Source organism: Pseudoalteromonas sp. BMB, from assembly GCF_001709235.1.
In the GTDB taxonomy this organism is placed as follows: Bacteria; Pseudomonadota; Gammaproteobacteria; order Enterobacterales; family Alteromonadaceae; genus Pseudoalteromonas; species Pseudoalteromonas maricaloris.
Map to the genome: position 1 here is coordinate 1 of NZ_MBQA01000157.1, position 24,189 is coordinate 24,189.

Below are 24,189 nucleotides of genomic sequence, written 5' to 3' on the forward strand. Positions count from 1 at the left end.
CCGCAGCTCAGGTTAATTACTTTTCCAGATATAGCGAGGCAATATGCTAGAGTTAAGCAAGAAGCTGTAAACGCCTGTAACCAGAATATGGAGAAGTACATTGCATTTAAGAATGACTTTATTCAATACCATGAGCAGCATGCATTGCTATGGCGGTTTGGTTAAGGCACAAACTTGATAGGTACGCTGTCCTTTTGGGTTTTATACTCTTCTACAGCGTTTACATATTCCTGCCATAGCGCATCGTGTTGTGTAGCTATAGTGTATAAGTATTGCCAGCTGTAGAGCCCTGAGTCGTGGCCATCATCAAAAACAATGCGTGCAGCATAGTGACCAACGGGTTCAATTTTCTTTATAGCGACATTCTGTTTGTTTAGCACGAGTTGCTTTTGCGCTGGACTATGTCCTTGCACTTCGGCTGATGGTGAATGTGTTCGTAAGAATTCGGCACTTAGCGTAAAACAGCGGCCGTCCTCAAAATAAACATCGAGCACTTTACTGAGCGTATGATAATGAAGTTTGGTGACTTGATACATAATTGGTATAATTCAAAAAGCGGAGCAAGGCTCCGCTTTTGATTTTAATTTACAGAATGAAGCGGCTTAAATCTTCATCCTGAACAAGCATGTCTAAATGCTGTTCAACGTAGGCGGCATCAATCGTCAAAGTGTCACCGGCCTTTTCACTGGCATCGAATGAAATCTCTTCCATCAGTTTTTCCATCACAGTGTGAAGGCGGCGCGCACCGATGTTTTCAGTTTTCTCGTTGACCTGATATGCAGCTTCAGCCAGTTTGGTGATAGCGTCATCGGTAAAGTCGATAGTGACGTCTTCTGTTTTCAGTAGCGCTTGTTGCTGCTCTGTAAGAGATGCATTTGGCTCAGTTAGAATACGTTTGAAATCACCCGCAGTCAGTGCTTCTAGTTCAACGCGAATAGGTAAACGACCTTGTAATTCAGGGATTAAATCCGACGGCTTGGCCATTTGGAATGCACCTGACGCGATAAATAAAATGTGGTCGGTTTTTACCATACCGTGTTTAGTATTAACGGTTGAACCTTCGATAAGTGGTAGTAAGTCGCGTTGTACACCTTCACGGCTAACATCTGGGCCAGAGGATTCTCCGCGCTTACAAATTTTATCGATTTCATCAATAAACACGATACCGTTTTGTTCAACTGACTCAATAGCTTGCTCTTTAAGCTCTTCTGGATTAACAAGCTTTGCAGCTTCTTCTTCAATCAATAGCTTAAGTGCTTCTTTAATCTTCAGCTTACGGCTCTTTTTCTTGTCACCCGACATGTTTTGGAACATGCTCTGTAGCTGGCTGGTCATTTCTTCCATACCAGGAGGAGACATGATCTCAACATGAGGCGCCGTTTCTGCGATGTCGATCTCAATTTCTTTGTCGTCTAACTGACCTTCACGTAGTTTCTTGCGAAATACTTGACGTGTTGACGAATTTTCATTTGGCTGAGACTCACCCCAAGCGTCTTTTGCTGGTGGCAAAAGTGCATCTAAAATACGTTCTTCGGCGGCTTCTTCAGCGCGGAATTTGAACTTCTTGGTTTGCTGTTCACGTGTTAGTTTAAAAGAAACTTCGACTAGATCGCGGATGATAGTTTCAACTTCTTTACCAACATAACCCACTTCGGTGAACTTAGTCGCTTCTACTTTGATAAATGGTGCGTTAGCAAGCTTTGCTAGACGGCGGGCAATTTCAGTTTTACCTACACCCGTTGGGCCGATCATCAAAATATTCTTGGGTGTAACTTCTGCACGCAGCTCTTCATCAAGCTGCATACGACGCCAGCGGTTGCGCAGTGCAATCGCGACGGCTTTTTTGGCTTTGTCCTGACCGATAATATGTTGATCAAGCTCGTGCACAATCTCTCTTGGAGTCATAGCTGTCATGACGAGTCCTATTACAATTCTTCGATAGTTTGGAAATTATTGGTAAATACGCAGATATCGCCAGCGATCTTCAGGCTCTTTTCCACGATTTCTTTCGCACTTAAGTCTGTATTTTCAAGTAGTGCGGTTGCAGCCGCCTGTGCGAAGTTACCACCACTGCCGATAGCAATAAGGTCATGCTCTGGCTGCACCACATCGCCGTTACCTGTGATGATAAGCGAGGCGGTTTCATCGGCTACCGCAAGTAGGGCTTCAAGCCTTCTTAATGCTCTGTCGGTACGCCAGTCTTTTGCCATTTCTACGGCTGCTTTAGTGAGATGGCCTTGGTGCATCTCAAGTTTTGCTTCAAAGCGTTCAAATAATGTAAATGCATCAGCTGTACCGCCAGCGAAACCTGCCAGTACTTTACCATTGTATAGACGACGTACTTTACGCGCGTTGCCTTTCATAACTGTGTTACCAAGCGAAACTTGGCCATCACCGCCGATAACCACTTTGTCATCGCGACGAACACTAACGATGGTAGTCATAGTAATCCTTATCTGGGCCTGTGCCCGTGTAACTCTAGATTAGTAGGAAATATGGGTGGACTTATAAAAATCAAGTCCAGCCCCAAATCCCACAGCCAAATATCCCGACGCGCTGCAATTTGTTTTTATCGCTTTCCGCTAAACGCTTGGTATCGTAGGGGCCAAGACGGACACGATACCAGACACCGTTACCCCCTTCGGTACGACGGATCTCCGCGATTAACCCAGCAAACGCAACTTTGGCTTTCATGGTTTCGGCTTGGCTATGGGTTCTAAATGAACCACACTGCATTTGATAAGGACCTTTGCTCTCGATCTCTTTAACTTCGACCTTGATTTCATGATTTTTAATTTCTTCAATGAACTCAGGTGGGCGAGGCTTGGGCTTACTAACCTTTTGTTCGGCAACTGGATGCGGGTTTTTGGCTTGCTCTACTTCTTTAGGATCGGCATTGGTTTTTATAAACCAAAGACCGTAGGCAAACCCTCCGATTAGTAGAAATGCAAAAATAGCAGCAATAACAGGAAATTTTGCCGATTTTTCTGGCTTGTCTTTCCCCTTGCCTTTAGGTTTCTTATTGATGTAATCGTGCTGTGCCATAGGTTATTTGATTTTAATAGCTATCCATTGGATCAACATCTATGCTCCAGCGTACTCGATTGGCAGACTCATGCGTAGCAATATAGCGCGCAAGTTGCGAAAGGTAGTCCCGCAGCACAGTGCGTTGTTGTGCGTGTATATGTAATTGATATCTGAACTTTCCAGCTATTCGTTCAAGTGGTGCTGGAATTGGACCCAGCAATTGTATACCAGGATAGGGGGTAGCTGGAACCAAATCCGACAAAAAGCGCAATACTGTATTTATATTTGTTGCCTCGGCGCGGATGATAGCTAAGTGTGCGAAGGGGGGAAGCATAGCTTCTTCACGTTCTTGTAGGGCATATCGCGCGAAGTCGCCATAACCATTATTGATTAAATCTTGCAATAATGGATGTTCTGGAAAATGCGTTTGCAATAACACGGTTCCCGCTTCACCGGCGCGTCCGGCTCGTCCAGCAACTTGCGTAATAAGCTGCGCCATTTGCTCGGTTGCTCTAAAGTCACAAGAGTAAAGTCCTGAGTCCACATCCAAGATAATCACAAGACTGACATCGGCAAAGTGGTGGCCCTTGGCAAGCATTTGAGTGCCGACCAAAATTCGCGCGCCACCTTGATTAATTTCTTCAAGGGCGCTTTCAAGGCTGCCCTTACGGCGCGTAGAATCTCGGTCAATGCGAGTGACGGGAATATCAGTGAAGCGTTCGCTTAAAAAGCCTTCGAGTTGTTCTGTACCAAGCCCTGTGGGCATGATTTGGGTGCTGCCGCAATCTGGACACTGTCTAGGTACAAAGTCCTGTTCACCACAATGATGGCATACCAAGCGGTTCATGTTTTTATGGTACGTGGCGCTGGTAGAGCAATGTTTACAGGTATTAAGCCATCCGCATTCGTGACACATCAATGTTGGCGCAAAGCCTCGACGATTTAGAAACACCATAACTTGCTTACCGCGAGCGAGTGTTTTTTCCATCCAATGTAAACTCATTGGTGAAAACCCGCCTTGTTCTGGCTGACCTTTCATGTCTACAAGGTGAAATTGGTTATCGTGCTGGGTCTGCGCTCGTTTACTCAGTGTGACGAGTTGATATTTGTTGGTAATGGCTTTGTGTAATGTTTCTAATGCCGGTGTTGCTGTTCCCAAAAGCAAAGGGCAGTGTGCCTGATGCGCTCGAAATGCAGCGAGATCTCTGGCGTGATAGCGCAGGCCTTCTTGCTGTTTAAACGAGTTGTCGTGCTCTTCGTCAACGATGATCATGCCGAGATTTTGAAATGGTAAAAAAATGGCCGAGCGAGTACCGATAACCAAAGCGCTCAGACCCTTTTCGGCGCGACGCCAAGTATGTAGGCGCTCGTTATCGGTTAGATTTGAGTGCCATAAATCAATGGGCAGGTTATTAAAGCGCTTCTTAAAGCGGTTGACTGTTTGTGGTGTGAGTCCAATTTCAGGCACCAAGATCAGTGCTTGTTTACCCGCTTTTATTATGTTTTCAAGGCTCTGTAAGTAGACTTCGGTTTTACCACTTCCCGTTACACCTTCGATTAAAAAGGTACGGTAACCGACTTGTGCATTGACGGCGCTGCAAATAGTCGCTTGTTGGTCGTTTAGGCGTGGTTTTTCGCCAAGCTGTAATTCGTTTTGCGACCAATCACTATCATGCTCAATAGATTGTGAGATAAGCGCTTTTTCTTCCAATGCTTTAATTGTTTGGTTTGCAAATCCGAGCGCTTTGAGTTCGCTTAATTTTATTGCGCCACCTTCATATAATTGAGAAAGCAGTGCTTGTTGCTTTTTGGCTCGCAGTGTTGGTAGTTTCTGCCCTTTTTCCGTTAATCTGACGACAGGGATCTGAGTTTTGTCTGGGCTTCCACCATCTCTGAGTACCGCCGGTAGTGCTGTGAATAAGGTATCGCCAATTGGATGACAGTAATACTGAGAGACAAAGTGTAAAAAGCTAAGTTGTGCTTGATTAAAGACAGGATGCTCGTCCAACACCTCAATAATTTGCTTGAGCTTTTCTTTTGGTACATCGGTGTCGCCTTTTTTAGCAAGCACAATCGCTGTGCAGCGACGGTTGGCGAAATTGACGGTGACTCTCATTCCTGCTTCAACTTGCATGGTTGGTGCTAGCAAATAGTCGAATGTTCGGTGCAGTGGCAGCTTTAAAGCTACTTCAAGAATGAGCATGTATTACAATTCCATAAAGTGAGCGCAGTGACGAAGTATATACCTAAGGTGGTACGAATTGAAAACGTACTCAGAGGCGGTGATAAAAAACTCTGAAATATTGCTTGTAGATTGTTCAGATAGGCACTAAAATACGCGTCCACATTTTTGTATAACTACGTATGGTGCCAGACTTCGGGTTTGGAGAGCGATACGGCCTTAACTAGAGGTTGCTATGAAAGAAGGTATTCACCCTAATTACGAGACGATCACTGCATCGTGCTCTTGCGGTAACAAGTTCGAAACTCGTTCAACGCTATGTAAAGATATTCACCTAGACGTATGTTCTGCATGTCACCCGTTCTACACTGGTAAGCAGAAGATCCTTGACACAGGTGGCCGTGTAGATCGCTTTAACAAGCGTTTCGGTGCACTTAGCAGCAAGAAGTAATCTTGTTGGTCTAGTCGAAAAAAGCACCTTAGGGTGCTTTTTTTGTGCCTGTTTGAAAATACCTTCCCGATTTATACATCCTATTCTGCATCAACAGACAGACCGTCAGTCATCCCGTCTTATTGTGTCTTTTATTCTTCTAAAATAAAAAACTTGCTAGTTTGGCAGCAAAACTTTACTGATCTCTTGGGTAGAGTAAAAACTCTATTTAGCAGATAAATATTGAACATTTACGAGCTTAAGTTGTGAAAATAATCAAAGCTCATATAGTAAATAGTATCAGGTATGAGTACTTAATATAAACTAAAGTCAGTATATTGCGATTAAATGTCGGTATCTTGACGTTAAAATTAGCTAAGTTGCTATTTCCTTATTGTTTTTATAATTAGTGTACATTTGTTCTGATTTTATACATTTTGTGCTGGTTTTAGCGTCTTGTTTCTTAAGTTTTAGCTATTTTATTTGTGAAATATTTCTTAAAATTGAGCTTATCTTCTCGGAAAAGTATAGAAAATGCCGTGCTAGTGGATAGACCTGATTTTACTTGAATAATGAGCAAAACTCGGTATTGTGTGAATACGGTCGATTAACTATATGTCCTATTGACATACCGCGACAGCAAAGCACATACGCTTGTTGAGTGGTTGAATGTCGTCGCTCATATAGTTAATCGCACTGTGTGTTGCTGTAACCAGCCTAGATAGGTTGCCAACATTCAGAATGCGAACGTTTACCACACTCTCACATTAACTTCGTAGGAAAATATCGCGCCATGACAGATTTTCGTCAACAAGCTCTAGATTATCACGAGAAGCCCGTTCCAGGTAAAATCAGTGTTGAACTCACTAAACCTGCCGAGACCGTAAAAGACTTAGCACTTGCATATAGCCCAGGTGTTGCAGAGCCAGTACGTGAAATCGCGGCTGATCCGGCGAATGCATATCGTTACACGGGTAAAGGAAATATGGTTGCGGTGATCAGTAATGGTACGGCAATTCTTGGCTTGGGTAACTTAGGCCCTTTGGCGTCAAAGCCTGTTATGGAAGGTAAGGCGCTATTATTTAAGCGTTTTGCGGGTCTTGATTCAATCGATATCGAAGTTAAGCACAACACCACCGAAGACTTCATTAATACGGTGGCAAATATCGCAGACACATTTGGCGGTATTAACCTCGAAGATATTAAAGCGCCAGAGTGCTTTGAAATTGAGCGCGCGCTAATCGAACGTTGTGACGTTCCTGTATTCCATGATGATCAGCACGGCACCGCAATTGTAACCGCTGCGGGTATGCTGAATGCGTTGGAAATCCAAGGTAAAGATATTCACGATGCGATTATTGTGTGTCTTGGCGCGGGTGCAGCTGCTATTGCTTGTATGGAATTATTGATCAAGTGTGGTGCTCAACGTGAGCACATCTATATGCTGGACAGAAAAGGCGTGATCCATACTCGCCGTGATGACCTAAATGAATACAAAGAGCTGTTTGCAAACAACACGGATAAGCGTACGTTACAAGACGTGATTGCGGATGCGGATGTATTTGTTGGTGTTTCTGGCCCAGACTTACTTTCTGCTGAAGATCTAAAATTAATGGCTGACAAGCCTGTGGTATTCGCTTGCTCTAACCCAGATCCAGAGATCAGTCCTGAAGTTGCACACGGTGCACGTAATGATTTGATCATGGCGACAGGTCGCTCAGATTATCCAAATCAAGTAAATAACGTGCTGTGTTTCCCGTTTATCTTCCGTGGTGCGCTTGATGTACGTGCAACCGCTATCAATGACGAGATGAAGATTGCAGCGGTTGAAGCAATTAGAACGATTGCGAAAGAGCCTGTGCCTGCTGAAGTGTTAAAAGCAGCTGACGTGGATAGTCTTGAGTTTGGTCCTGAGTACATTATTCCAAAACCAATGGATCCGCGTTTGTTACCTCGTATCGCAAAAGCGGTAGCGGTAGCTGCAATTGAATCAGGTGTGGCACAAATCGATATGCCTGCTGGATATATGGAATAATACCATTGGTATTATCCAAATGAAAAAAGCCTCGATTGAGGCTTTTTTTGTGTCTGTATTTCCACAGAGTAAGAGTAGTTATCACTCTTCGTTTATTTCTGGGATCTCCAAACCGCGCTCTTCCATTATTTGTCTTACTTCTAACGGAATACGCTCTGGATTATCTTTTCTCAAGTCTTCATCACTCGGCAGTGGCTGACCTGTGAAGGCATGTAGAAACGCCTCACATAAAAGCTCACTGTTCGTGGCATGACGTAAGTTATTCACTTGGCGACGTGTACGCTCATCAGTTAGCACTTTGAGTACATTCAGAGGTATGCTCACCGTGATCTTTTTTACTTGCTCTGCTTTCTTACCGTGTTCTGCATATGGGTGAATATACTCACCGTTCCATTTTGCCATAATTGTGTACTTGCCTCAGTTACATCAATGCCAATATGACTGGGTTCTGGTCTACATTATTCACCAACCGCATGAATATAGGGATAACCTTACGAATTAAAGATAAATCCCAAACTCAAATAGATGAATAAACTAATCCGCCATAGCGAGATAGAAGAATCTCTGCCATAGTTTTCAATAACTCAGTCGTATTAGCAACGCCTAGAGTGGCGAAATTTTATCGGTTTAAAAAAGATAGTCAAATACTAGTTATTTAGCCATTTAGCAGTATAAATGTTTTGACTTCTAGTTTCTGTTGCTCTAACCTTTTAGACGTCTAAACATCCAACTATCTAGGTGACCTTATGAGTCAAGTTAATAAATCGACGGTTGCAGTGCGTCACGGTATAGAAGCTGATAAAGCACATGGGGCAGTAGTGCCACCGCTTTACCTTTCTACCACCTATTCTTTTGCCGATTTTGATACCAAACGCGACTACGATTATGGACGCAGTGGTAACTTTAATCGTGATGTGCTTGCACAGGCACTTACCGAACTTGAAGGTGGTGCTCGTGGCATTATTACCGCGACTGGCATGGCTGCCGTTCACCTAGTAACTCAGCTACTTAACCATGACGATACGCTGGTTATTCCACATGACTGTTACGGTGGTAGCTATCGCTTGTTTACATCGCTTGCTAAGCGTGGATTGCTCAAATTAGCCGTCTTGGATCTCACACAATCGGAAAGTCTTGCACAGCTGCAGCAGATCAAACCTAAATTAGTTTGGATTGAAACACCAAGTAACCCAATATTAAGGCTAACGGATATAGAAGCTGTCGTAAATGCAGCACACGCAGTGGGTGCTTTGGTCGCCGCCGACAACACCTTCTTGTCTCCAGCACTACAAAATCCCATTGCCTTTGGCGTAGATGTAGTCGTGCATTCAACTACTAAATATATCAATGGTCATTCTGATGTCGTGGGGGGCGCGGTGATCGCGCGTACACAGGAGTTGGGTGATGAGTTAGCTTGGTGGGCGAATAATATCGGTATTACCGGTGCACCTTTTGATAGTTACCTTACCCTACGTGGACTGCGCACCTTAAACGTGCGTTTACGCCAACATCAAGAAAATGCTCAGCTTATTGCGGAGTATTTAGAAAAGTCGCCGTATGTTAGCCAAGTTTATTACCCTGGCCTTGAGTCGCATCCTCAACACGAACTTGCGAAAAAACAACAGCTCGGCTTTGGTGGCATGGTGAGCTTTGATATCAAAGGCGATCTGCAAACATCAGCGAAGTTTTTAACGTCTCTAACGCACTTTTCATTGGCAGAATCTTTAGGTGGGGTTGAGAGTCTTATTTGCCATCCAGCGACGATGACACACGCAGGTATGGATCCGCAAGCGCGTTTAGAAGCGGGAGTGGGCGACACGTTGATTCGTATTTCTGTAGGCATTGAAGATGCACAGGATCTTATTGCAGATCTGGAATCAGGATTTGCATGTATTGATGAAAGTCAGGCGAGTGATGATGCTAAGTCATTCAAATTAACGCCTGCACATACAGTAGCGTTGTGGTGAGTAAATGGCAAAAGTAGTACATAAGTTTGGTGGTTCGAGTTTAAGCTCGCCAGAGCGTTATCAGGCAGTTGCCAAGATAGTGTTAGAGCAATGTCAACTAGGTGACAGTGTTGTGGTTTCTGCTGCAGGAAAAACAACGAATACCCTAGTGAAGTTATGGCAAAGCTTTGAGCAGCAAGATGTTCGCGCATTCAACGATGTTTTATTACAAGTTGAAAATCATCAACGAGAATTAATTGATGCCCTGTTTGTAGGTGAACAACACAGTGTGTTACTCAAACAGCTCGTCAATGAGCTGCAAGCAATCGCTTTAGGGCGAGAAGAACAGCTGCTTCACTACGCGAGTTTACTTGCACATGGAGAGCTATGGTCGGCTCGTATATTAGCAAACTACCTCAGCTCTCAAGGTGTTGAAGCCAAAGCTGTCGACGCTCGTAGGTTATTCGTACAACAAGAGGGAGTGTTACTCCACGCCCATAACAAAGAAGCGTGCTATCGCGCCATTGATGATCACGCTATCTATATCGTTACCGGTTTTATTGCCGCAAATGCACAAGGTGAAACTGTGACTTTAGGCCGAAATGGCAGTGACTATAGCGCAACTTTGTTGGCAAGTTACCTTGATGCGGCTCAAGTATCAATTTGGACGGATACAACTGGTGTATTCAGCACTGATCCACGTAAAGTCGCTAATGCCATAAAATACACTAAGGTATGCCGTGGCCAAGCTGAATTACTCGCACGATTAGGTAATCCGGTATTACATGCAAAAACGCTGTCTCCACTTAAAGATACCGATATAAAACTACAAGTTCGTAGCAGCTTTGATGCTGATGCGCTTGGCACTGAGATAGTAAAGGCAGGCTATAGCAAAGAGAAGCGCTTTATTACCACTTTTGGACAACTTGACCTGTTACGCGTTGAGCAGCTAAAAAGTGGTGAAGTAAAACAGCTAAGCCAGCTTATCCAGCATAGCATTCATCATTTTGTTAAAGGTGGAGAGGCACACTTACTGGTGCCATCTGAGTTTAGCCATGTTGTGATCAAAGCGCTGGATTCGCGGGCCAATATTATTGAATCACAAGTACAAGGCTTTGCTATTGTTGCCCCAAGTCAGGATGTCGCTGGCTTACATCAGCAGGCACTGGAGCTATTGGATGAACATGCAATTGTCACCCGTTTTGTGCTGCAAGAGCGCCATTACAGCTTAGTGTTAACCGATCAAGCAATTGATAGCGATCTACTTGCTATATTGCACGAGCGTTTGGTGAATAAAGGCAGAGAGCTTGCAGTGATTGTGGCGGGTGTTGGCAACGTGGGTGAAGTGTTTATCGAACAATGCAAAAACCAAGTCGCTAAGCTGAGTGAGCACTTTGATCTTAAGTTGGTTGGCCTACTGCGTTCTAAGCAAATGTTGTTCTGTCCAAGCGGGTTGAATTTAGCATCGTGGCAACAGCAATGGCAAAATGAGGCCATCGAATACAATGAAGCAGAGCTATTCACTCGTATTAAAGAGCTAGATTACGAGCATAAAGTGGTGGTCGATATTACTGCGAGCGAGCGTTTCAGTGAGTTGTATCCGCTGTTTGTTGAACATGACTGTCATTTGATCAGCGCCAATAAATATGCCGGCACGGCACAACAAGGTTGGTACTCAAAGCTGCGTCAGCAGTTACAAGAGCGTAACCTGTTATGGCGTTACAATACCAGTGTTGGCGCAGGTCTTCCCATTAACTTTGCATTGGCTGATCTGCAAAATAGTGGCGATGAAGTGGTGAGAATTGAAGGCGTCTTTTCCGGCACTTTATCTTGGCTTTGTAGTCGCTATGATGGTTCTGAAGCATTTTCTGAGCTAGTGCTTGGGGCGCAAGAACTTGGTTTTACCGAGCCCGATCCGCGCGAAGATCTATCTGGCCGTGATATGCAGCGTAAGCTTTTGATCTTAGCACGAGAGTTAGGCATTGAACTTGAGCTTGACGATATTGAATTAGAGGCGCTAATGCCTGAGTCCTTGAGTGTGGGTTCATGGCAAACGTTTTTAGAAAATCGCCAGCAACTTGATGACTTTTATGCGACACACTATGCAAAGGCCACAGCGAATGACGCTGCGCTTCGCTATACTGGGGCGCTTGAAATTGCAAGCAATGGCAAAGTGTCTGCAAAAGTAGGCATTGCACAGGTACCAAACGGCTCGGCAATCGCGAATTTAACACCGGGTGATAATATTTTTGTGATCCACACTAAATGGTATGAACAAAATCCACTGGTGATCCAAGGCCCAGGGGCAGGTAAAGAAGTGACAGCAGCGGGAATACATTCCGATTTATTCTGGCTAACGCAAAATCTAAAATAGCTCTATTAAGAAAATAGATATAATACAACTGGTATAAGACAAAAATGCCGATACATCTGTATCGGCATTTTTATTCTAGAATAACTCTTCGTGAGTTGGTAGCGGCGCGGTATCGTCAAACGGTGTGCTGCTATCCGTATCTAATACGTATTTGGTTGGGGCCGTACCTTGTTCGAAATACTCAAACCGAGATGTGTAGTCGTTCTTACGAGACAAAAGCCCTGTCTTTAAGTCAATCCGAGTTGAGATAAGCCCTGGAGGCGGCTCTATCGGAGCCAAAGGCTCATCTTTAAGTGCCTCACGCATAAAGTCTATCCAAGCAGGTTGTGCTGAAATTGCGCCGGCTTCTGCCCCAACAAGTTGATTATCACCAAGGTTAGCGTTGTAGGCCGCACGACCCAAGGATTTACTCGCATCGTCAAAGCCAACCCAAACTGTGGTGAGGACATTACGGTTAAAGCCCGTAAACCAAGTATCTACGGAGTCGTTGGTGGTACCCGTTTTTCCAGCAAGGTCACGACGTTTTAACCACTGACCACGCCAGCCTGTGCCGCTCCAGCCCGTGTCGTGTTTCCAGCTACCACCACCCCAGATAGCACTGTGAAGTGCATCGGCAATCAGAAATGCGTTTTGCTCCGAAATCACTTGCGGTGCACAGCGCTCAGGTTGTTCTTCCAGCTGCTGCTCGTCGCAGACCAATAACGGTTCTGCCGAACCCAGTTCAGTGCCGAATGAGTCGGTAATTCTATCGATAAAGTACGGCTCAATGAGGTGACCGCCATTGGCAAAAGTTGCCATGCCGCGCGCCATTTCAATAGGAGTCAGTGCAGCACTACCAAGCGCCAATGACTCACTGCGATTAATATCTGCGTCTTGAAAACCAAATTTAAGCAAATGATCAGCGGCCTTATTTATGCCAACGCCTTTGATCAAACGAACAGATACCACGTTTTTCGATTGTGCAAGTGCTCGGCGAATACGGATCGGGCCGTTATACACTTCAGGGCTATTCTTCGGACGCCAAGCCACGCCAACGCTTCTATCCCAATGATTAATCGGGGCATCATTAAGAATGGTGGCTAGGGTATAGCCATTTTCTAATGCGGATGAATAAATAAAAGGTTTGATGTTTGAACCCACCTGGCGCTTAGCTTGAGTAGCGCGATTGTATTGGCTAAGCTCAAAGCTGTAGCCGCCCACAATCGCCTTGACACGCCCATCCTGCGGGTCAAGTGAGACAAGAGCACTGGATGCCTGTGGCAACTGACTTAACATCCAGCCGTCGTCTTGTTTACGGACAAACACTTGCATGCCCGGCGCGAGGATATCTGCAGTTGTTTTTGGTGGTAAGCTTTGACGCGTTTCACTGATGTATTGTCTGGCCCAATTTAAGCCTGACCATTCCAATGTAATTTGCTCACCGGTTTTTAAGAGCAGGTCGGCCGTTTTCTCTGCAATGTTTAGCACCACAGCGGCTTTTAACGGCCCAATTTCATTGACCTTTTTAAGGCGAGTAATAATGCCTTCATGGCTTAGCGGCGATTCCGTTTCAGCATGCCAATAGGTTTCTTCTGCGCCTCTAAAGCCGTGACGCATATCGTAGGCATGTAAATTATCAACTAATGCATGCTGAGCAGCCTGTTGCATGTCTGATTCCACACTGGTGTAAACTTTCATGCCTGAGTTATAAGCTTTATCAGTACCGTAGCGTTCAACCATATAAGCGCGAACCATTTCAGAAATATAAGGTGCATACAGTTCAATTTCTGCGCCATGGAATTTAGCCGTGATAGGAGCTTGTGTCGCCTCATCATATTCTGCGCGGGTAATATACTTTTCAGCAAGCATTCGTCCGAGCACAACATTCCGGCGCAATTGCGCGCGCTCTGGGTTACGAATTGGATTTAACGCAGAAGGCGCTTTTGGCAGGCCTGCAATCATTGCCATTTCTGCTAAAGTTAATTCTGATAGTGAGCGACCGTAGTAGACTTGTGCTGCTGCACCGATACCAAAGGCGCGATTACCCAGTTCAATTTTGTTTAAGTAAAGCTCAAAAATTTCATCTTTCGTTAATAGCTGCTCAATATGCAACGCAATAAAGATTTCTTTCACTTTACGAATATAGGCTTTCTCTCTTGTTAAGAAGAAGTTTCTGGCAAGTTGCATGGTGAGCGTACTGGCTCCCTGCTTTTTTTGCCCTGTGGTGATAAGCACTATAGCGGAGCGGACGATACCTATCGGGTCAATGCCGAAATGATCGTAAAAGCGATTGTCTTCTGTCGCTAAGAATGCTTTTCGCATGGGAAGTGGAACATCCTGCAAACGTACAGGGATCCTGCGCTTTTCACCAAACTGATTAATGAGTTTTCCGTCTCGTGTAAAGACTTGCATGGGTGTTTGTAGTTGAACATCTTTCAAAACCTCTACACTTGGTATGTCAGATTTGACATAATAATAAAGACTGATAAGTGTCAACACGCCTAAAAGGGTACAAACAAAAACGAATTGTAAAAATCTTTTCAATAATTTCACGGAATTATCCCTAGTTAGACTCCCAATTACAGGTAGACACTGCTAGTATATCTTGATTAAAAAACGATTAATATTTTTGTGTGCTAAATTTTTATGGTACACAGTCTTAAAAGGAAACGGGCGCTTCACATGCTGAGCCAACTACTAAAAAAACAAGCACCTCTGATGATAGGGATCGATATCGGTTCCCATTGTGTCAAAGCGGTGTTGCTGTCGAAGACAAGTTCCAGCTACCGAGTAGAAGCCGTTGCGATTGAACCTATTCCGAAAGGAGCAGTAAATGAAAGGGCCATTCAAGACATTGAAGCGATCGGCAACGCGATAACTAAAATGAAGCGGCGCATTCCAAAGCTCACGCAATATGCAGCAGTTGCCGTATCCGGTCAGACCGTGATTACAAAAGTGATCTTTATGGATGTGTCATTAACTGATGCTGAACTCGAGTCCCAGATAGCGATTGAAGCAGATAGCCTGATCCCTTACCCGTTAGATGAAGTTAGTCTAGATTTTGAAAAAATTGGAGTAAACGAAGCCGATCCGTCAAAAATGAATGTGCTGCTCTCTGCAGCTCGTACCGAAAGCGTGCAAGCACGGGTAGGCGCATTGGAAGAAGCTGGTTTCAAAGCGAAAGTTGTTGATGTAGAAAACTACGCACTAAGTAGAGCTATGGACGTCATTTACCCTGAACTGCCAAATGATGCCTTTGATAAAATCGTAGCAATGATAGATATTGGCGCTGTGCTTACGTTGATAAGTGTTATTCAATCTGGGAAAACGATTTATACCCGTGATCAAGTGTTTGGTGGTGAGCAATATACCAACAGTATTGTTGCTTATTACAACAAAACTTACGATGAAGCTGAACTGGCGAAAACGACGGGGGATTTACCGCCAAACTATACCTTTGAAGTCTTGGCTCCTTTTCAAACTTCTATGCTGCAGCAAATTCGTCGAGCAGTGCAAATGTTCATGACGACCAGTGGTAAAGATCATATCGACTACATTGTGTTGACGGGTGGAACGGCTTTGGTGAGTGGCTTAGATAAACTGCTCATTGATGAGCTTGGGATCCACACAATAGTGGCAGACCCGTTTACCGACATGGAGATCGCACCAAAAGTAGATAGGCATGTGCTGCAAAAGCATAAAGCGCAGTTTGCCTTAGCGACAGGCTTGGCATTAAGGAGCTTCTCATCATGCCACATATAAATTTACTTCCTTGGCGCGAGCAGCAAAGGCAAGCATCGCAACAAATCTTTTTGACTATTATTGCGGTGATCATCGCGGCTTGTCTGTTGTTAATGTACTTGCTTGGCAGCTTCTATGACGGCTTGAAAACCGGGCAAGAAATTAAAAACCGCTATCTCGAAAGTGAGATCACTCAACTAGATTCACGGATAGTCGCGATTAACGATTTGAATAAGCAAAAAGAAAATTTGCAACGTCGTATTCGGCTGATTGAAGAGCTACAACTCAACCGTAGTCTCGGCACGCAAATTATCGATGAAATAGCACGAGTAGTTCCGGCTGGGGTTTATCTCACCAGTCTTGAACGGCAAGACAATATGATCAAAGTCATTGGTCGAAGTGAATCGAACAACCGCTTATCGCAAATGCTACGACAAGTTGAATCGTCTTATTTATTAGAGCGACCTGTGATCCAAGGCATAGTAGCCGGTGAGCAAAGTTCAAAATTACTGAGTGATTTTACGATGCATTTTTATGTTAAGTCTCATGAAGACATCCACTTAGCCGATAAAGCGAAGTAGGGCGGAGGCACAGTGCATGAATTTTGACTTAAACAGTTTAAAAGAAATCGATTGGAATGAGCTGGAGCTCGACAACATAGGTCATTGGCCTTTTCCTGTAAAAGTTTTATGTTCCATTCTCGTGGTTTTATTAATGATGATATTGGGTTATAACCTGATGGTCTCAAGCTCAATTGACCGCTACGACCAAGCGGTTAAAAAAGAGCAGGAGCTAAGAACGAGCTACCGAATAAAATACGCAAGAGCAAACAATCTTGAGCTTTATAAACAGCAAATGATTGATATGGAAGCGCAATTTACAGAGTTGTTGAGGCGACTGCCAAGTTCCAACGAAACGCCAGGGTTACTTGATGATCTGACTTACGTTGGTACTTCAAGCGGATTAACCTTCCTAAAAATTGGCTGGATGCCAGAGGTACGCAAAGAGTTTTATACTGAATTGCCTATTAAGTTAGAAGTGATAGGTAAATATCATGAATTTGGTCAGTTTGTGAGTAAAGTATCTGAGTTACCTCGAATAGTCAGCCTACACGATTTTAGAATCGAAAATGCAGGAAACGGCGAGCTGGTATTTAGTGTTGTGGCAAAAACTTATCGCTATGAGCAAGGAGGTCAGAAATGATCCGACTGATGCTCTGCGTGGCCACATTGATGTTCATCTCAGGTTGTAATGATAGTACGGCAGAACAAAAAGAATTTATTGATCAGGTAAAAGCAAGCTCAACGCCAAAAATCGAGCCGATACCTGAAATGCAAAATTATGAACCGTTTAAGTATAGCGCTTCGGAGTTACGTAGCCCTTTTGTTGCGCCACAGCCCGAAGTGATTGAAAATAAACTAGTTCAAATTAAAAACTGCTTACATCCAGATCCAGATAGAGATCGCTATCCGTTAGAGAAGTTTCCATTGGATAATCTGCGTATGAAAGGCATTATCGCCAAGTCTGATGGTCGTTGGGCGCTAATCGAAGCGGCAACGCAGGGGTTATATCGTGTTAAACGTGGCGAATATATGGGTTTGTATCATGGCAAAGTGCTAAGTGTACATGCCGATCATTTAGAATTATTAGAATTGATCCCAGATGGAACGGGATGTTGGAAAGAAAGGCTAACAAAAGTGGAAATGTTAGAAGCGGAACAAGGTGGCGCGAGTGAATACTAACAATAACGTTATAAAATCAACTATTAAAAGCACTCGAACACTATGGCGTTCCGTGCTCGGTGTTGCCTTAGTTGGCCTTTCGTCAATAGCGCATGCCATTCCTATGTTGTATGACATTCGCTATAACCCTGTGCCAACAGGGGAAACCCAGCTACAACTGGTGTTTGACGAAAAACTCAATACAGAGCCAAAAGTTCGAGTTGTTGGTGAAAGTGCTAGTATCGAATTATTTTTCCAGCAGGCTGAGTTTGAAGAAAGCTTAAAAGCATTGAGCATTAACAAGGCTGGCATTCAAGGCATTACCAGTGAACTCAGAGATGGCGGTTTTGCCGTTTCCATCAACATGGATGAGCTGAAGCTATATAAAACCGAGGTTAAGAATAATCTTGTGATAGTGGAAGTATCTAACAAACCGATTGTCTCCGAACAAGATCAAAGCCAAAAAGTCACCGCATTTATTAACCAAATTCAAGCTATCGATTTTCGTCGCGGTGAGAAAGGTGAGGCGAAGGTATTAGCGTTTTTAGAGCACAATCAAGCTGCTATTGATGTACAAGAGCGCGGTGGCAAAATCATTGCGGACTTCCACCATATTGATATTGCGGAAGACCTGTTATATGAACTTGATGTGTTAGATTTTGGCACTGTGGTATCTCGTATAGAGACCTTTAAAGAAGACAATAAAAGCCGCATTGTGATTGAGCCAAATGCGGCATTCAAGTTTACCTATCAGCAGCTTGATAACATCTTTACGTTATCAGTTGAGAAAGACGAAGGTAATAAAACCTTTGGCGATAAAAAGGAGTATAAAGGTCAGCCAATCACGCTGAATTTTCAGGATATTCCAATTCGCTCCGTACTACAGATCATCGCAGATACAAACAACTTTAATCTAGTAACGAGTGACACTGTATCTGGCAATATAACCCTACGTTTAGACGGTGTACCTTGGGATCAGGCGCTTGATGTTGTGTTGCGTGTGAAAGGGCTAGATAAGCGTATGGATGGTTCTATTTTGATGGTTGCACCATCAGAAGAGCTCGCAGCGAGAGAAGCCAAAGAATTACAAGCGCGTCAGCAAGTGGAAGAGCTAGAGCCATTATATAGCGAGTATATTCAACTTAATTACGCAAAAGCGGAAGAGTTTGCTGACTTACTTAAAACAGATATCAACTCTATTATTAGCCATCGTGGTAGTGTGTCCGTTGACAAACGTACCAATACTTTATTAATTAAAGATACCTCGCGCAGTATTGAAAGTGTGCGCCGGATGGTGGAAACCTTAGATGTGCCAGTAAAACAGGTGCGTATTGAGTCGCGTATGGTTACTGTGGATGATACCGTACAAGAAGACTTAGGTGTCCGCTGGGGCTTTAGCGACCAGCAAGGTAGCGATGCTATATCCGGTACGCTGGAAGGCGCTGATGCTTTGTCCAATGGTAACATCCCGTCTTTGGAAAACCGCTTAAACGTTAATTTAGGCGTGAAAGGGGTTCCTGCTGGTAGTATTGGTATGCACATTGCCAAATTGGCGGACGGCACACTGATTGATCTCGAGTTGTCAGCTTTGGAGCAAGAGAACAAAGGCGAGATAATTGCGACGCCAAGTATCACCACGGCGAATCAGAAAAAGGCGCGTATCGAGCAAGGTACAGAAATTCCTTACGTAGAGGCATCGTCAAGTGGTGCAACGACGGTGAGTTTCAAAAAAGCGGTTTTAAGCTTGGAGGTGACACCGCAAATTACACCTGATAATAAAATAATTCTCGACTTAGTGATTACACAAGACACTAAAGGTGATACCGTGCAAACGCCAAATGGCCCGGCGACGGCAATCAATACCCAAGAGATCCAAACACAAGTACTGGTCGAAAATGGTCAAACTATCGTACTGGGTGGTATCTATCAGCAAGAAGTGAAAACAGCAGTAAGTAAGATCCCAATTTTGGGCGACATCCCATATTTAGGTCTATTGTTTAAGAACTCTCGTGATATTAACGAAAAGCGAGAATTGCTGATATTTGTGACGCCTAAGATCATTCAAGACAGTTTATAGGCCCGTTGACAGTAAAAGTATTACGCTTTTTGCGTGGTTTGACTTGAAATTGTTCACGGATTACTGAGATAATCCCCTCCTTAATTTTGGGGCCAGGTCGTTAGGCGGGGTTTTATTTCAAATTTTAGAGTTCGTTTGTACTAAAAAGATATGGCTGAGAAACGTAATATATTTCTAGTAGGCCCGATGGGGGCTGGTAAAAGCACGATTGGTCGTCACATTGCAGATCAATTACACCTTGAATTTTTCGATTCGGATCAGGAAATTGAGCGCCGCACAGGTGCCGATATTTCTTGGGTGTTCGATATTGAAGGCGAAGAGGGGTTCCGCAAGCGTGAAGAAAGCGTCATCTCTGACCTAACAGAAATGCAAGGCATTGTGTTAGCGACAGGTGGTGGCTCTGTGATCAGCAAAGAAGTGCGCAACAAGTTGTCTGCGCGCGGTATTGTTGTTTACCTAGAAACGCCGATCGAAAAACAGGTAGCTCGTACTCAGCGTGATAAGCGTCGTCCATTACTACAAACCAGTGAAGACTCACGTGACGTACTAGAGCGCTTAGCCGATGAGCGTGAACCACTATATAGAGAAGTGGCAGATCACGTTGTTCGTACGGATGAGCAAAGCGCTAAAGTAGTTGCAAACCAAATTATTGAAAAATTAGATTTCTAATAACAACACCGTAGGAGGGAAGCCATGCTTGAATTAAAGGTTGATTTAAACGAGCGAAGCTATCCCATCTTCATCGGTGAACATCTCTTATCAGATGAAGGACGACTTAAGCAGTATGTTGGGCAAAGTCGTCCTGTTATCATCACCAACACCACCATAGCGCCTCTATATTTAGACAGTCTGTTAGCGATATTTGACGCTCAAAAACCGCTACATTTTGTTATCCCTGATGGTGAACAATACAAATCACTAGAGTGGTTTGAAAAGATCTCTGCCTTTTTGCTCGAGCATAATTGTGGTCGAGATACGTGTTTGATTGCCCTCGGTGGCGGTGTGGTTGGTGATTTGACTGGTTTTGTTGCGGCATGCTACCAGCGTGGCGTTCCGTTTATTCAGATCCCTACGACTTTGTTGTCACAAGTCGATTCGTCAGTTGGTGGTAAAACTGCGGTAAATCATCCGTTAGGTAAAAACATGATTGGTGCTTTCTATCAGCCAAAAGCGGTTTTTATCGACACCAAGACCTTAAGTACATTACCTGCAAGAGAGTTTGCCGCGGGTATGGCTGAAGTCATTAAATATGCGTTGATCTATGATGCATCTTTTCTTGATACATTAGCGGATCAGCACCCTCAGCTCAGCGCACTAGATGCTGAAAGCCTTCAACAAGTTATTTATAAGTGTTGTGCAATAAAAGCTGAGATCGTCGCCAAAGACGAAACCGAAGCGGGATTGCGTGCATTACTTAATCTGGGGCATACCTTTGGCCATGCGATTGAAGCGCAAATGGGCTATGGTAATTGGTTGCACGGTGAGGCTGTTGCTGCTGGAATGATGATAGCTGCAAATCTGGCTTGTCAGCGCGGTGCGCTTAGTACAGCTGATGTTGAAAAGATCCGTCGTGTTATTGCGCTTTATCAGTTACCGACAGAAGCACCAAGCGAGATGACCGCAGCGCAGTTTTTACAACATATGCGCAAAGACAAAAAGAACAAACAAGGCAAAATTCGCTTTATTCTGCCAACGCAACTAGGTCAATGTGCGCTAGTGGATGATGTTAGCGATGAAACCGTGGTAACTCTAATAGGTCGTTAAATGCAGTCGCAAATTTTACCAAGCAGAGCTGCATTGGTAGATAGAATTGCTATGCAATTCGACTATGGCCAAAACCTGATAATCTTAGTCGGCTCTTCGGGTCTTGGTAAAAGCTACCTTGCAGAATCGTTTCTTACCGATAAGTATCCAGACTTTAACAAAGCGTTTGTAAAGCTGACTGCAAATACTCAAGAGTTTGATGTAGTGCGGCAGCTGCTTGAGCATAGCTTTCGCAGCCCTCTCATTGATCAGAAGTTATCTCTAAGTGAAAATTTCATGTTGCTCCATGACGAACAAGCTTGTGGACCATGCTTATGGGTGTTAGACAACGTTAGGCATTTAACCCAAGAGCTTGCGGAACAACTACAAAAGCTCGCAAAATCTTCTCGCGAAACAATTTATATACTCGCTACGGCGCAGCAGCCTCAGCTGATCCCTGAAAGTTTGGATATTCATATCGAGCCTTTGTCCATGCTTGAAAGCAAGCGTTTGATGAGCATGTTTTACAAAGACTTACCACCTGATGAAGATCCTATTTTTAATACGTTTGTTGCTGAAGCTCGAGGTAATCCGAGTGTTTTACTTTCTTGGCAGCCGCAGCAACAGAGTCTGAATTTACGTGAACAAAGTTCAAAAGTGGGTAGCAAATCACAATGGCAATGGTATGTCATTGCGCTTTGTTTGATACTGACCGCGTTAATGGTTGCTTTAGTGTATAAGCAAGAATTAAAACGATACTGGACACCAACTCAAGATAATCAAGAAACCGTCGCTACTGCTATTGATGCGCAAGCTGTATTTGAAGCGCCAACTACTACAGTTGAAAAAGTTGAAATTGAAAACGACGTGCAACCAGAGTTACCAGCCGAAGCACCAACGCAAATTGAAACAGCGCCTGTTGGTAGTATTTTATCTGCATTAACTGAAGCAAAAGAAACTACTACAAACAACAATAACGCACTATCAGAGCAAGCGAATGCAGCTGAAGAAGCCAATGTTGGTAGTACTCCGGCCACTTTATCGCCAGTAAAAGAGCCTCAGCACGCAGAGCCTGAATCATTGATGGGAAACCCTTGGTATCTCAGTCGTTCAGATGATGAATGGGTTATCCAGTTACTTGCGGTGACAGAAAGTGAGATTGCAGCTGGGTTTATGGCGGAGCATAACGAGGTAGTGACACAGCAGTTTACTGTCTTAAGAAATGGCCGAACTTGGTTTGTGGTTACAACTGATGCTTATGAGAGTTTGGCCTCAGCGAAGCAAGCAAAGGCGGTATTGCCTGAGGCACTACGAAAAGGTCAGCCATTTTTTAAGAGAATGAGTAAAATTAAACAAGAAATTACTCAGTCTCTCGGTAATTAGCCACATTTAGTGTAAAATCGCGCAACCACTCACGACATAGAACGAGCATGCAACAAAAGACTAGAGCCTTCTTAAAATGGGCAGGCGGAAAATACAGCTTAGTAGAAGATATTTCTAAGCGCCTACAAGCAGCAAGTAATGAAGCCGACACGCTAGTAGAACCTTTTGTTGGAGCGGGATCTGTTTTCCTTAACACTCAGTTTAAGCATTATGTCTTAAATGACATTAACGCTGATCTTATCAACCTGTATAAAGAGTTGAAGCGTATTCCTGATGAATTTATCAGTGATGCTAAAAGGCTATTCGTCGAGTTGAATAACCACCCAGATGCTTATTACGCGTATCGACAACAGTTTAACGAAAGCATTGATGTGTATGAGCGTGCGATTCTATTTCTATATATGAATCGCCATGGCTACAATGGTTTATGTCGTTATAACTTAAAGGGGATCTTTAACGTCCCTTTTGGTAAGTACAAAAAGCCTTACTTTCCAGAGCGTGAGTTATATGTGTTTGCTGAAAAGGCTCAACAGGCTACTTTTACCTGTCAAAGTTACAGCCAAGTATTTGAAACCATGCCAAAAAATGCGGTAGTGTATTGCGATCCACCGTATGTGCCTTTGAGCAAAACAGCATCATTTACTAGCTATGCAAAAGGCGGCTTTAACTTAGACGACCAAGCGCAATTGGCGAATCTTGCGGAAACCGCGGCTTTTGAAAAACAAACGCCAGTGTTAATCTCCAATCATGACACGGTATGGACACGAAAGATTTATAATCAAGCGAAGCTAGATGTGATCAAGGTGAAACGTACAATTAGCCCTAAAGGTAATGGGCGAAATAAAGTTGACGAACTAATGGCGTTATATCACCGTCCGTAATTTGCTGCGGCATAAAGGACTAAGCCAAAACTACACCATTTACAAACCAAATTAAGCCAATGACAAAGGCGGCGACAAAAACGATGCCTGCAAAAGCAAACGGCCAAAAATGCTTTTTGTTAAAGTCATATGCTTGTTTTTGACCACTCTGCACACCAAACATTGCTGCACAGACACTTTGAACTAATGCGAATTTACTATTGGAAGAAGCCATAGTGTTTACCTCTTACCAGTTGATTGGCTCAACTGGTATTAGTAAGGAGATGAAACTTTACTACTGCTTTGATTGTCTTTAGAGCCAAGTAATAGCTCAAGCAAATCCAAATAATGGAATTGGCCACTCGAACTACCGCCAGTCAACCACGCAGCCCAACTGGTGTGCGCTTCTTGCTGACATTCCACTGCATTTATTCGACTGCTTAAATTGCCAGTGCTACAAGTGCATGCGGAGTAATTTGCGGCAAGACTTTCATCATTGTCGAAAGAAAATACCCCTGCCGACACGGCTAATACCGTCCCAAGCAGAGCAATCCGTGCTTTATATCTAGAAACCATAACCCTATCCCCAGAAGTTAGATATCACATAATGATACACAATGTTCGTTTATTGCACAATCATAAAGCGCCTTAAATCGCAGACATTTTGGGCAATTTACGGTACAGTATCGCG

The 24,189-nt window shown here is 43.8% G+C and carries 23 protein-coding genes; 14 read left to right on the forward strand and 9 right to left on the reverse strand.

Annotated features, from left to right (window positions below):
* The first annotated feature begins 15 nt into the window (after positions 1 to 15).
* Positions 16 to 165 (forward strand): hypothetical protein, encoded by a 150-nt coding sequence (locus BB427_RS24890; protein WP_368072336.1) that lies wholly within the window; start codon positions 16 to 18, stop codon positions 163 to 165.
* Here BB427_RS24890 and BB427_RS09535 read toward each other — a convergent pair.
* From BB427_RS09535 to priA, 5 genes are all read right to left on the reverse strand, one after another.
* Positions 162 to 536, reverse strand: coding sequence for a gamma-butyrobetaine hydroxylase-like domain-containing protein (locus tag BB427_RS09535; protein ID WP_069020518.1), 375 nt, complete (start codon positions 534 to 536; stop codon positions 162 to 164). The two genes, BB427_RS24890 and BB427_RS09535, sit on opposite strands and share 4 nt — an antisense overlap.
* 49 nt (positions 537 to 585) lie before the next feature.
* The gene (gene hslU / locus BB427_RS09540; protein WP_069020519.1) at positions 586 to 1,914 is read right to left on the reverse strand and encodes an HslU--HslV peptidase ATPase subunit; all 1,329 of its coding nucleotides are present in this window, start codon (positions 1,912 to 1,914) and stop codon (positions 586 to 588) included.
* Between the two features lie 11 nt (positions 1,915 to 1,925).
* The gene (hslV, locus tag BB427_RS09545) at positions 1,926 to 2,444 is read right to left on the reverse strand and encodes an ATP-dependent protease subunit HslV (RefSeq protein WP_010368932.1); all 519 of its coding nucleotides are present in this window, start codon (positions 2,442 to 2,444) and stop codon (positions 1,926 to 1,928) included.
* A gap of 70 nt (positions 2,445 to 2,514) precedes the next feature.
* Positions 2,515 to 3,045, reverse strand: coding sequence for an SPOR domain-containing protein (locus BB427_RS09550; protein ID WP_069020520.1), 531 nt, complete (start codon positions 3,043 to 3,045; stop codon positions 2,515 to 2,517).
* Between the two features lie 13 nt (positions 3,046 to 3,058).
* Positions 3,059 to 5,230, reverse strand: coding sequence for a primosomal protein N' (priA, locus tag BB427_RS09555; protein ID WP_069020521.1), 2,172 nt, complete (start codon positions 5,228 to 5,230; stop codon positions 3,059 to 3,061).
* Positions 5,231 to 5,444: 214 nt separating this feature from the next.
* Between priA and rpmE the strand changes: the two genes are divergently transcribed.
* Both rpmE and BB427_RS09560 read left to right on the forward strand, forming a co-directional pair.
* Positions 5,445 to 5,660 (forward strand): 50S ribosomal protein L31, encoded by a 216-nt coding sequence (rpmE, locus tag BB427_RS23895; RefSeq protein WP_010607053.1) that lies wholly within the window; start codon positions 5,445 to 5,447, stop codon positions 5,658 to 5,660.
* Positions 5,661 to 6,432: 772 nt separating this feature from the next.
* Positions 6,433 to 7,674 carry a malic enzyme-like NAD(P)-binding protein gene (locus BB427_RS09560; RefSeq protein ID WP_069020522.1) on the forward strand — a complete coding sequence of 414 codons (1,242 nt, stop codon included), beginning with the start codon at positions 6,433 to 6,435 and terminating at the stop codon, positions 7,672 to 7,674.
* A gap of 81 nt (positions 7,675 to 7,755) precedes the next feature.
* Here BB427_RS09560 and metJ read toward each other — a convergent pair whose 3' ends face one another.
* Positions 7,756 to 8,076, reverse strand: coding sequence for a met regulon transcriptional regulator MetJ (metJ, locus tag BB427_RS09565; RefSeq protein WP_010368921.1), 321 nt, complete (start codon positions 8,074 to 8,076; stop codon positions 7,756 to 7,758).
* A gap of 344 nt (positions 8,077 to 8,420) precedes the next feature.
* Here metJ and metB point away from each other — a divergent pair, with 344 nt between their 5' ends.
* Both metB and metL read left to right on the forward strand, forming a co-directional pair.
* Positions 8,421 to 9,641: a cystathionine gamma-synthase gene (gene metB, locus BB427_RS09570; RefSeq protein WP_069020523.1), complete on the forward strand. Its 1,221-nt coding sequence runs from the start codon at positions 8,421 to 8,423 to the stop codon at positions 9,639 to 9,641.
* Between the two features lie 4 nt (positions 9,642 to 9,645).
* Complete coding sequence (gene metL / locus BB427_RS09575; RefSeq protein ID WP_069020524.1) at positions 9,646 to 11,994, forward strand: bifunctional aspartate kinase/homoserine dehydrogenase II; 2,349 nt, start codon at positions 9,646 to 9,648, stop codon at positions 11,992 to 11,994.
* A gap of 75 nt (positions 11,995 to 12,069) precedes the next feature.
* Here metL and BB427_RS09580 read toward each other — a convergent pair whose 3' ends face one another.
* Positions 12,070 to 14,526, reverse strand: coding sequence for a penicillin-binding protein 1A (locus BB427_RS09580; RefSeq protein WP_069020525.1), 2,457 nt, complete (start codon positions 14,524 to 14,526; stop codon positions 12,070 to 12,072).
* Between the two features lie 129 nt (positions 14,527 to 14,655).
* Here BB427_RS09580 and BB427_RS09585 point away from each other — a divergent pair, with 129 nt between their 5' ends.
* From BB427_RS09585 to BB427_RS09625, 9 genes are all read left to right on the forward strand, one after another.
* The gene (locus BB427_RS09585; RefSeq protein WP_045990228.1) at positions 14,656 to 15,735 is read left to right on the forward strand and encodes a pilus assembly protein PilM; all 1,080 of its coding nucleotides are present in this window, start codon (positions 14,656 to 14,658) and stop codon (positions 15,733 to 15,735) included.
* The gene (locus BB427_RS09590; RefSeq protein ID WP_039494023.1) at positions 15,723 to 16,295 is read left to right on the forward strand and encodes a PilN domain-containing protein; all 573 of its coding nucleotides are present in this window, start codon (positions 15,723 to 15,725) and stop codon (positions 16,293 to 16,295) included. The genes BB427_RS09585 and BB427_RS09590 overlap by 13 nt, the downstream gene beginning before the upstream one ends.
* A gap of 16 nt (positions 16,296 to 16,311) precedes the next feature.
* Entirely contained in the window at positions 16,312 to 16,917 is a 606-nt protein-coding gene (locus tag BB427_RS09595) for a type 4a pilus biogenesis protein PilO (protein WP_039494025.1), read from the forward strand.
* Positions 16,914 to 17,456 (forward strand): pilus assembly protein PilP, encoded by a 543-nt coding sequence (locus tag BB427_RS09600; RefSeq protein ID WP_069020526.1) that lies wholly within the window; start codon positions 16,914 to 16,916, stop codon positions 17,454 to 17,456. The genes BB427_RS09595 and BB427_RS09600 overlap by 4 nt, the downstream gene beginning before the upstream one ends.
* Entirely contained in the window at positions 17,446 to 19,512 is a 2,067-nt protein-coding gene (locus tag BB427_RS09605; protein ID WP_069020527.1) for a type IV pilus secretin PilQ, read from the forward strand. The genes BB427_RS09600 and BB427_RS09605 overlap by 11 nt, the downstream gene beginning before the upstream one ends.
* A 150-nt stretch (positions 19,513 to 19,662) precedes the next feature.
* Positions 19,663 to 20,181: a shikimate kinase AroK gene (gene aroK / locus BB427_RS09610; RefSeq protein WP_010607062.1), complete on the forward strand. Its 519-nt coding sequence runs from the start codon at positions 19,663 to 19,665 to the stop codon at positions 20,179 to 20,181.
* Positions 20,182 to 20,205: 24 nt separating this feature from the next.
* Positions 20,206 to 21,276 carry a 3-dehydroquinate synthase gene (gene aroB, locus BB427_RS09615; RefSeq protein ID WP_069020528.1) on the forward strand — a complete coding sequence of 357 codons (1,071 nt, stop codon included), beginning with the start codon at positions 20,206 to 20,208 and terminating at the stop codon, positions 21,274 to 21,276.
* Positions 21,277 to 22,638, forward strand: coding sequence for an AAA family ATPase (locus BB427_RS09620; protein ID WP_069020529.1), 1,362 nt, complete (start codon positions 21,277 to 21,279; stop codon positions 22,636 to 22,638).
* Between the two features lie 47 nt (positions 22,639 to 22,685).
* Positions 22,686 to 23,519 carry a Dam family site-specific DNA-(adenine-N6)-methyltransferase gene (locus tag BB427_RS09625; protein WP_010368897.1) on the forward strand — a complete coding sequence of 278 codons (834 nt, stop codon included), beginning with the start codon at positions 22,686 to 22,688 and terminating at the stop codon, positions 23,517 to 23,519.
* Positions 23,520 to 23,538: 19 nt separating this feature from the next.
* On the opposite strand, the gene BB427_RS09630 is transcribed toward BB427_RS09625, so the two are convergent.
* Both BB427_RS09630 and BB427_RS09635 read right to left on the reverse strand, forming a co-directional pair.
* Positions 23,539 to 23,733, reverse strand: coding sequence for a DUF2970 domain-containing protein (locus tag BB427_RS09630; RefSeq protein ID WP_010368896.1), 195 nt, complete (start codon positions 23,731 to 23,733; stop codon positions 23,539 to 23,541).
* A gap of 38 nt (positions 23,734 to 23,771) precedes the next feature.
* Positions 23,772 to 24,074 (reverse strand): hypothetical protein, encoded by a 303-nt coding sequence (locus BB427_RS09635; protein ID WP_010368894.1) that lies wholly within the window; start codon positions 24,072 to 24,074, stop codon positions 23,772 to 23,774.
* Between the last annotated feature and the right edge of the window lie 115 nt (positions 24,075 to 24,189).

Excerpts from the sequence above, each read along its gene's own strand:
- BB427_RS09620 (WP_069020529.1), top strand. The coding sequence starts at position 21,277 with ATGCAGTCGCAAATTTTACCAAGCAGAGCTGCATTGGTAGATAGAATT.
- metB (WP_069020523.1), top strand. The coding sequence starts at position 8,421 with ATGAGTCAAGTTAATAAATCGACGGTTGCAGTGCGTCACGGTATAGAA.
- BB427_RS09625 (WP_010368897.1), top strand. The coding sequence starts at position 22,686 with ATGCAACAAAAGACTAGAGCCTTCTTAAAATGGGCAGGCGGAAAATAC.
- metJ (WP_010368921.1), bottom strand. The coding sequence starts at position 8,076 with ATGGCAAAATGGAACGGTGAGTATATTCACCCATATGCAGAACACGGT.
- aroB (WP_069020528.1), top strand. The coding sequence starts at position 20,206 with ATGCTTGAATTAAAGGTTGATTTAAACGAGCGAAGCTATCCCATCTTC.
- priA (WP_069020521.1), bottom strand. The coding sequence starts at position 5,230 with ATGCTCATTCTTGAAGTAGCTTTAAAGCTGCCACTGCACCGAACATTC.
- BB427_RS09585 (WP_045990228.1), top strand. The coding sequence starts at position 14,656 with ATGCTGAGCCAACTACTAAAAAAACAAGCACCTCTGATGATAGGGATC.
- BB427_RS09595 (WP_039494025.1), top strand. The coding sequence starts at position 16,312 with ATGAATTTTGACTTAAACAGTTTAAAAGAAATCGATTGGAATGAGCTG.
- BB427_RS09600 (WP_069020526.1), top strand. The coding sequence starts at position 16,914 with ATGATCCGACTGATGCTCTGCGTGGCCACATTGATGTTCATCTCAGGT.
- BB427_RS09535 (WP_069020518.1), bottom strand. The coding sequence starts at position 536 with ATGTATCAAGTCACCAAACTTCATTATCATACGCTCAGTAAAGTGCTC.
- hslU (WP_069020519.1), bottom strand. The coding sequence starts at position 1,914 with ATGACAGCTATGACTCCAAGAGAGATTGTGCACGAGCTTGATCAACAT.
- hslV (WP_010368932.1), bottom strand. The coding sequence starts at position 2,444 with ATGACTACCATCGTTAGTGTTCGTCGCGATGACAAAGTGGTTATCGGC.
- BB427_RS09630 (WP_010368896.1), bottom strand. The coding sequence starts at position 23,733 with ATGGCTTCTTCCAATAGTAAATTCGCATTAGTTCAAAGTGTCTGTGCA.
- rpmE (WP_010607053.1), top strand. The coding sequence starts at position 5,445 with ATGAAAGAAGGTATTCACCCTAATTACGAGACGATCACTGCATCGTGC.
- BB427_RS09560 (WP_069020522.1), top strand. The coding sequence starts at position 6,433 with ATGACAGATTTTCGTCAACAAGCTCTAGATTATCACGAGAAGCCCGTT.
- BB427_RS09635 (WP_010368894.1), bottom strand. The coding sequence starts at position 24,074 with ATGGTTTCTAGATATAAAGCACGGATTGCTCTGCTTGGGACGGTATTA.
- BB427_RS09550 (WP_069020520.1), bottom strand. The coding sequence starts at position 3,045 with ATGGCACAGCACGATTACATCAATAAGAAACCTAAAGGCAAGGGGAAA.
- BB427_RS09590 (WP_039494023.1), top strand. The coding sequence starts at position 15,723 with ATGCCACATATAAATTTACTTCCTTGGCGCGAGCAGCAAAGGCAAGCA.
- aroK (WP_010607062.1), top strand. The coding sequence starts at position 19,663 with ATGGCTGAGAAACGTAATATATTTCTAGTAGGCCCGATGGGGGCTGGT.
- metL (WP_069020524.1), top strand. The coding sequence starts at position 9,646 with ATGGCAAAAGTAGTACATAAGTTTGGTGGTTCGAGTTTAAGCTCGCCA.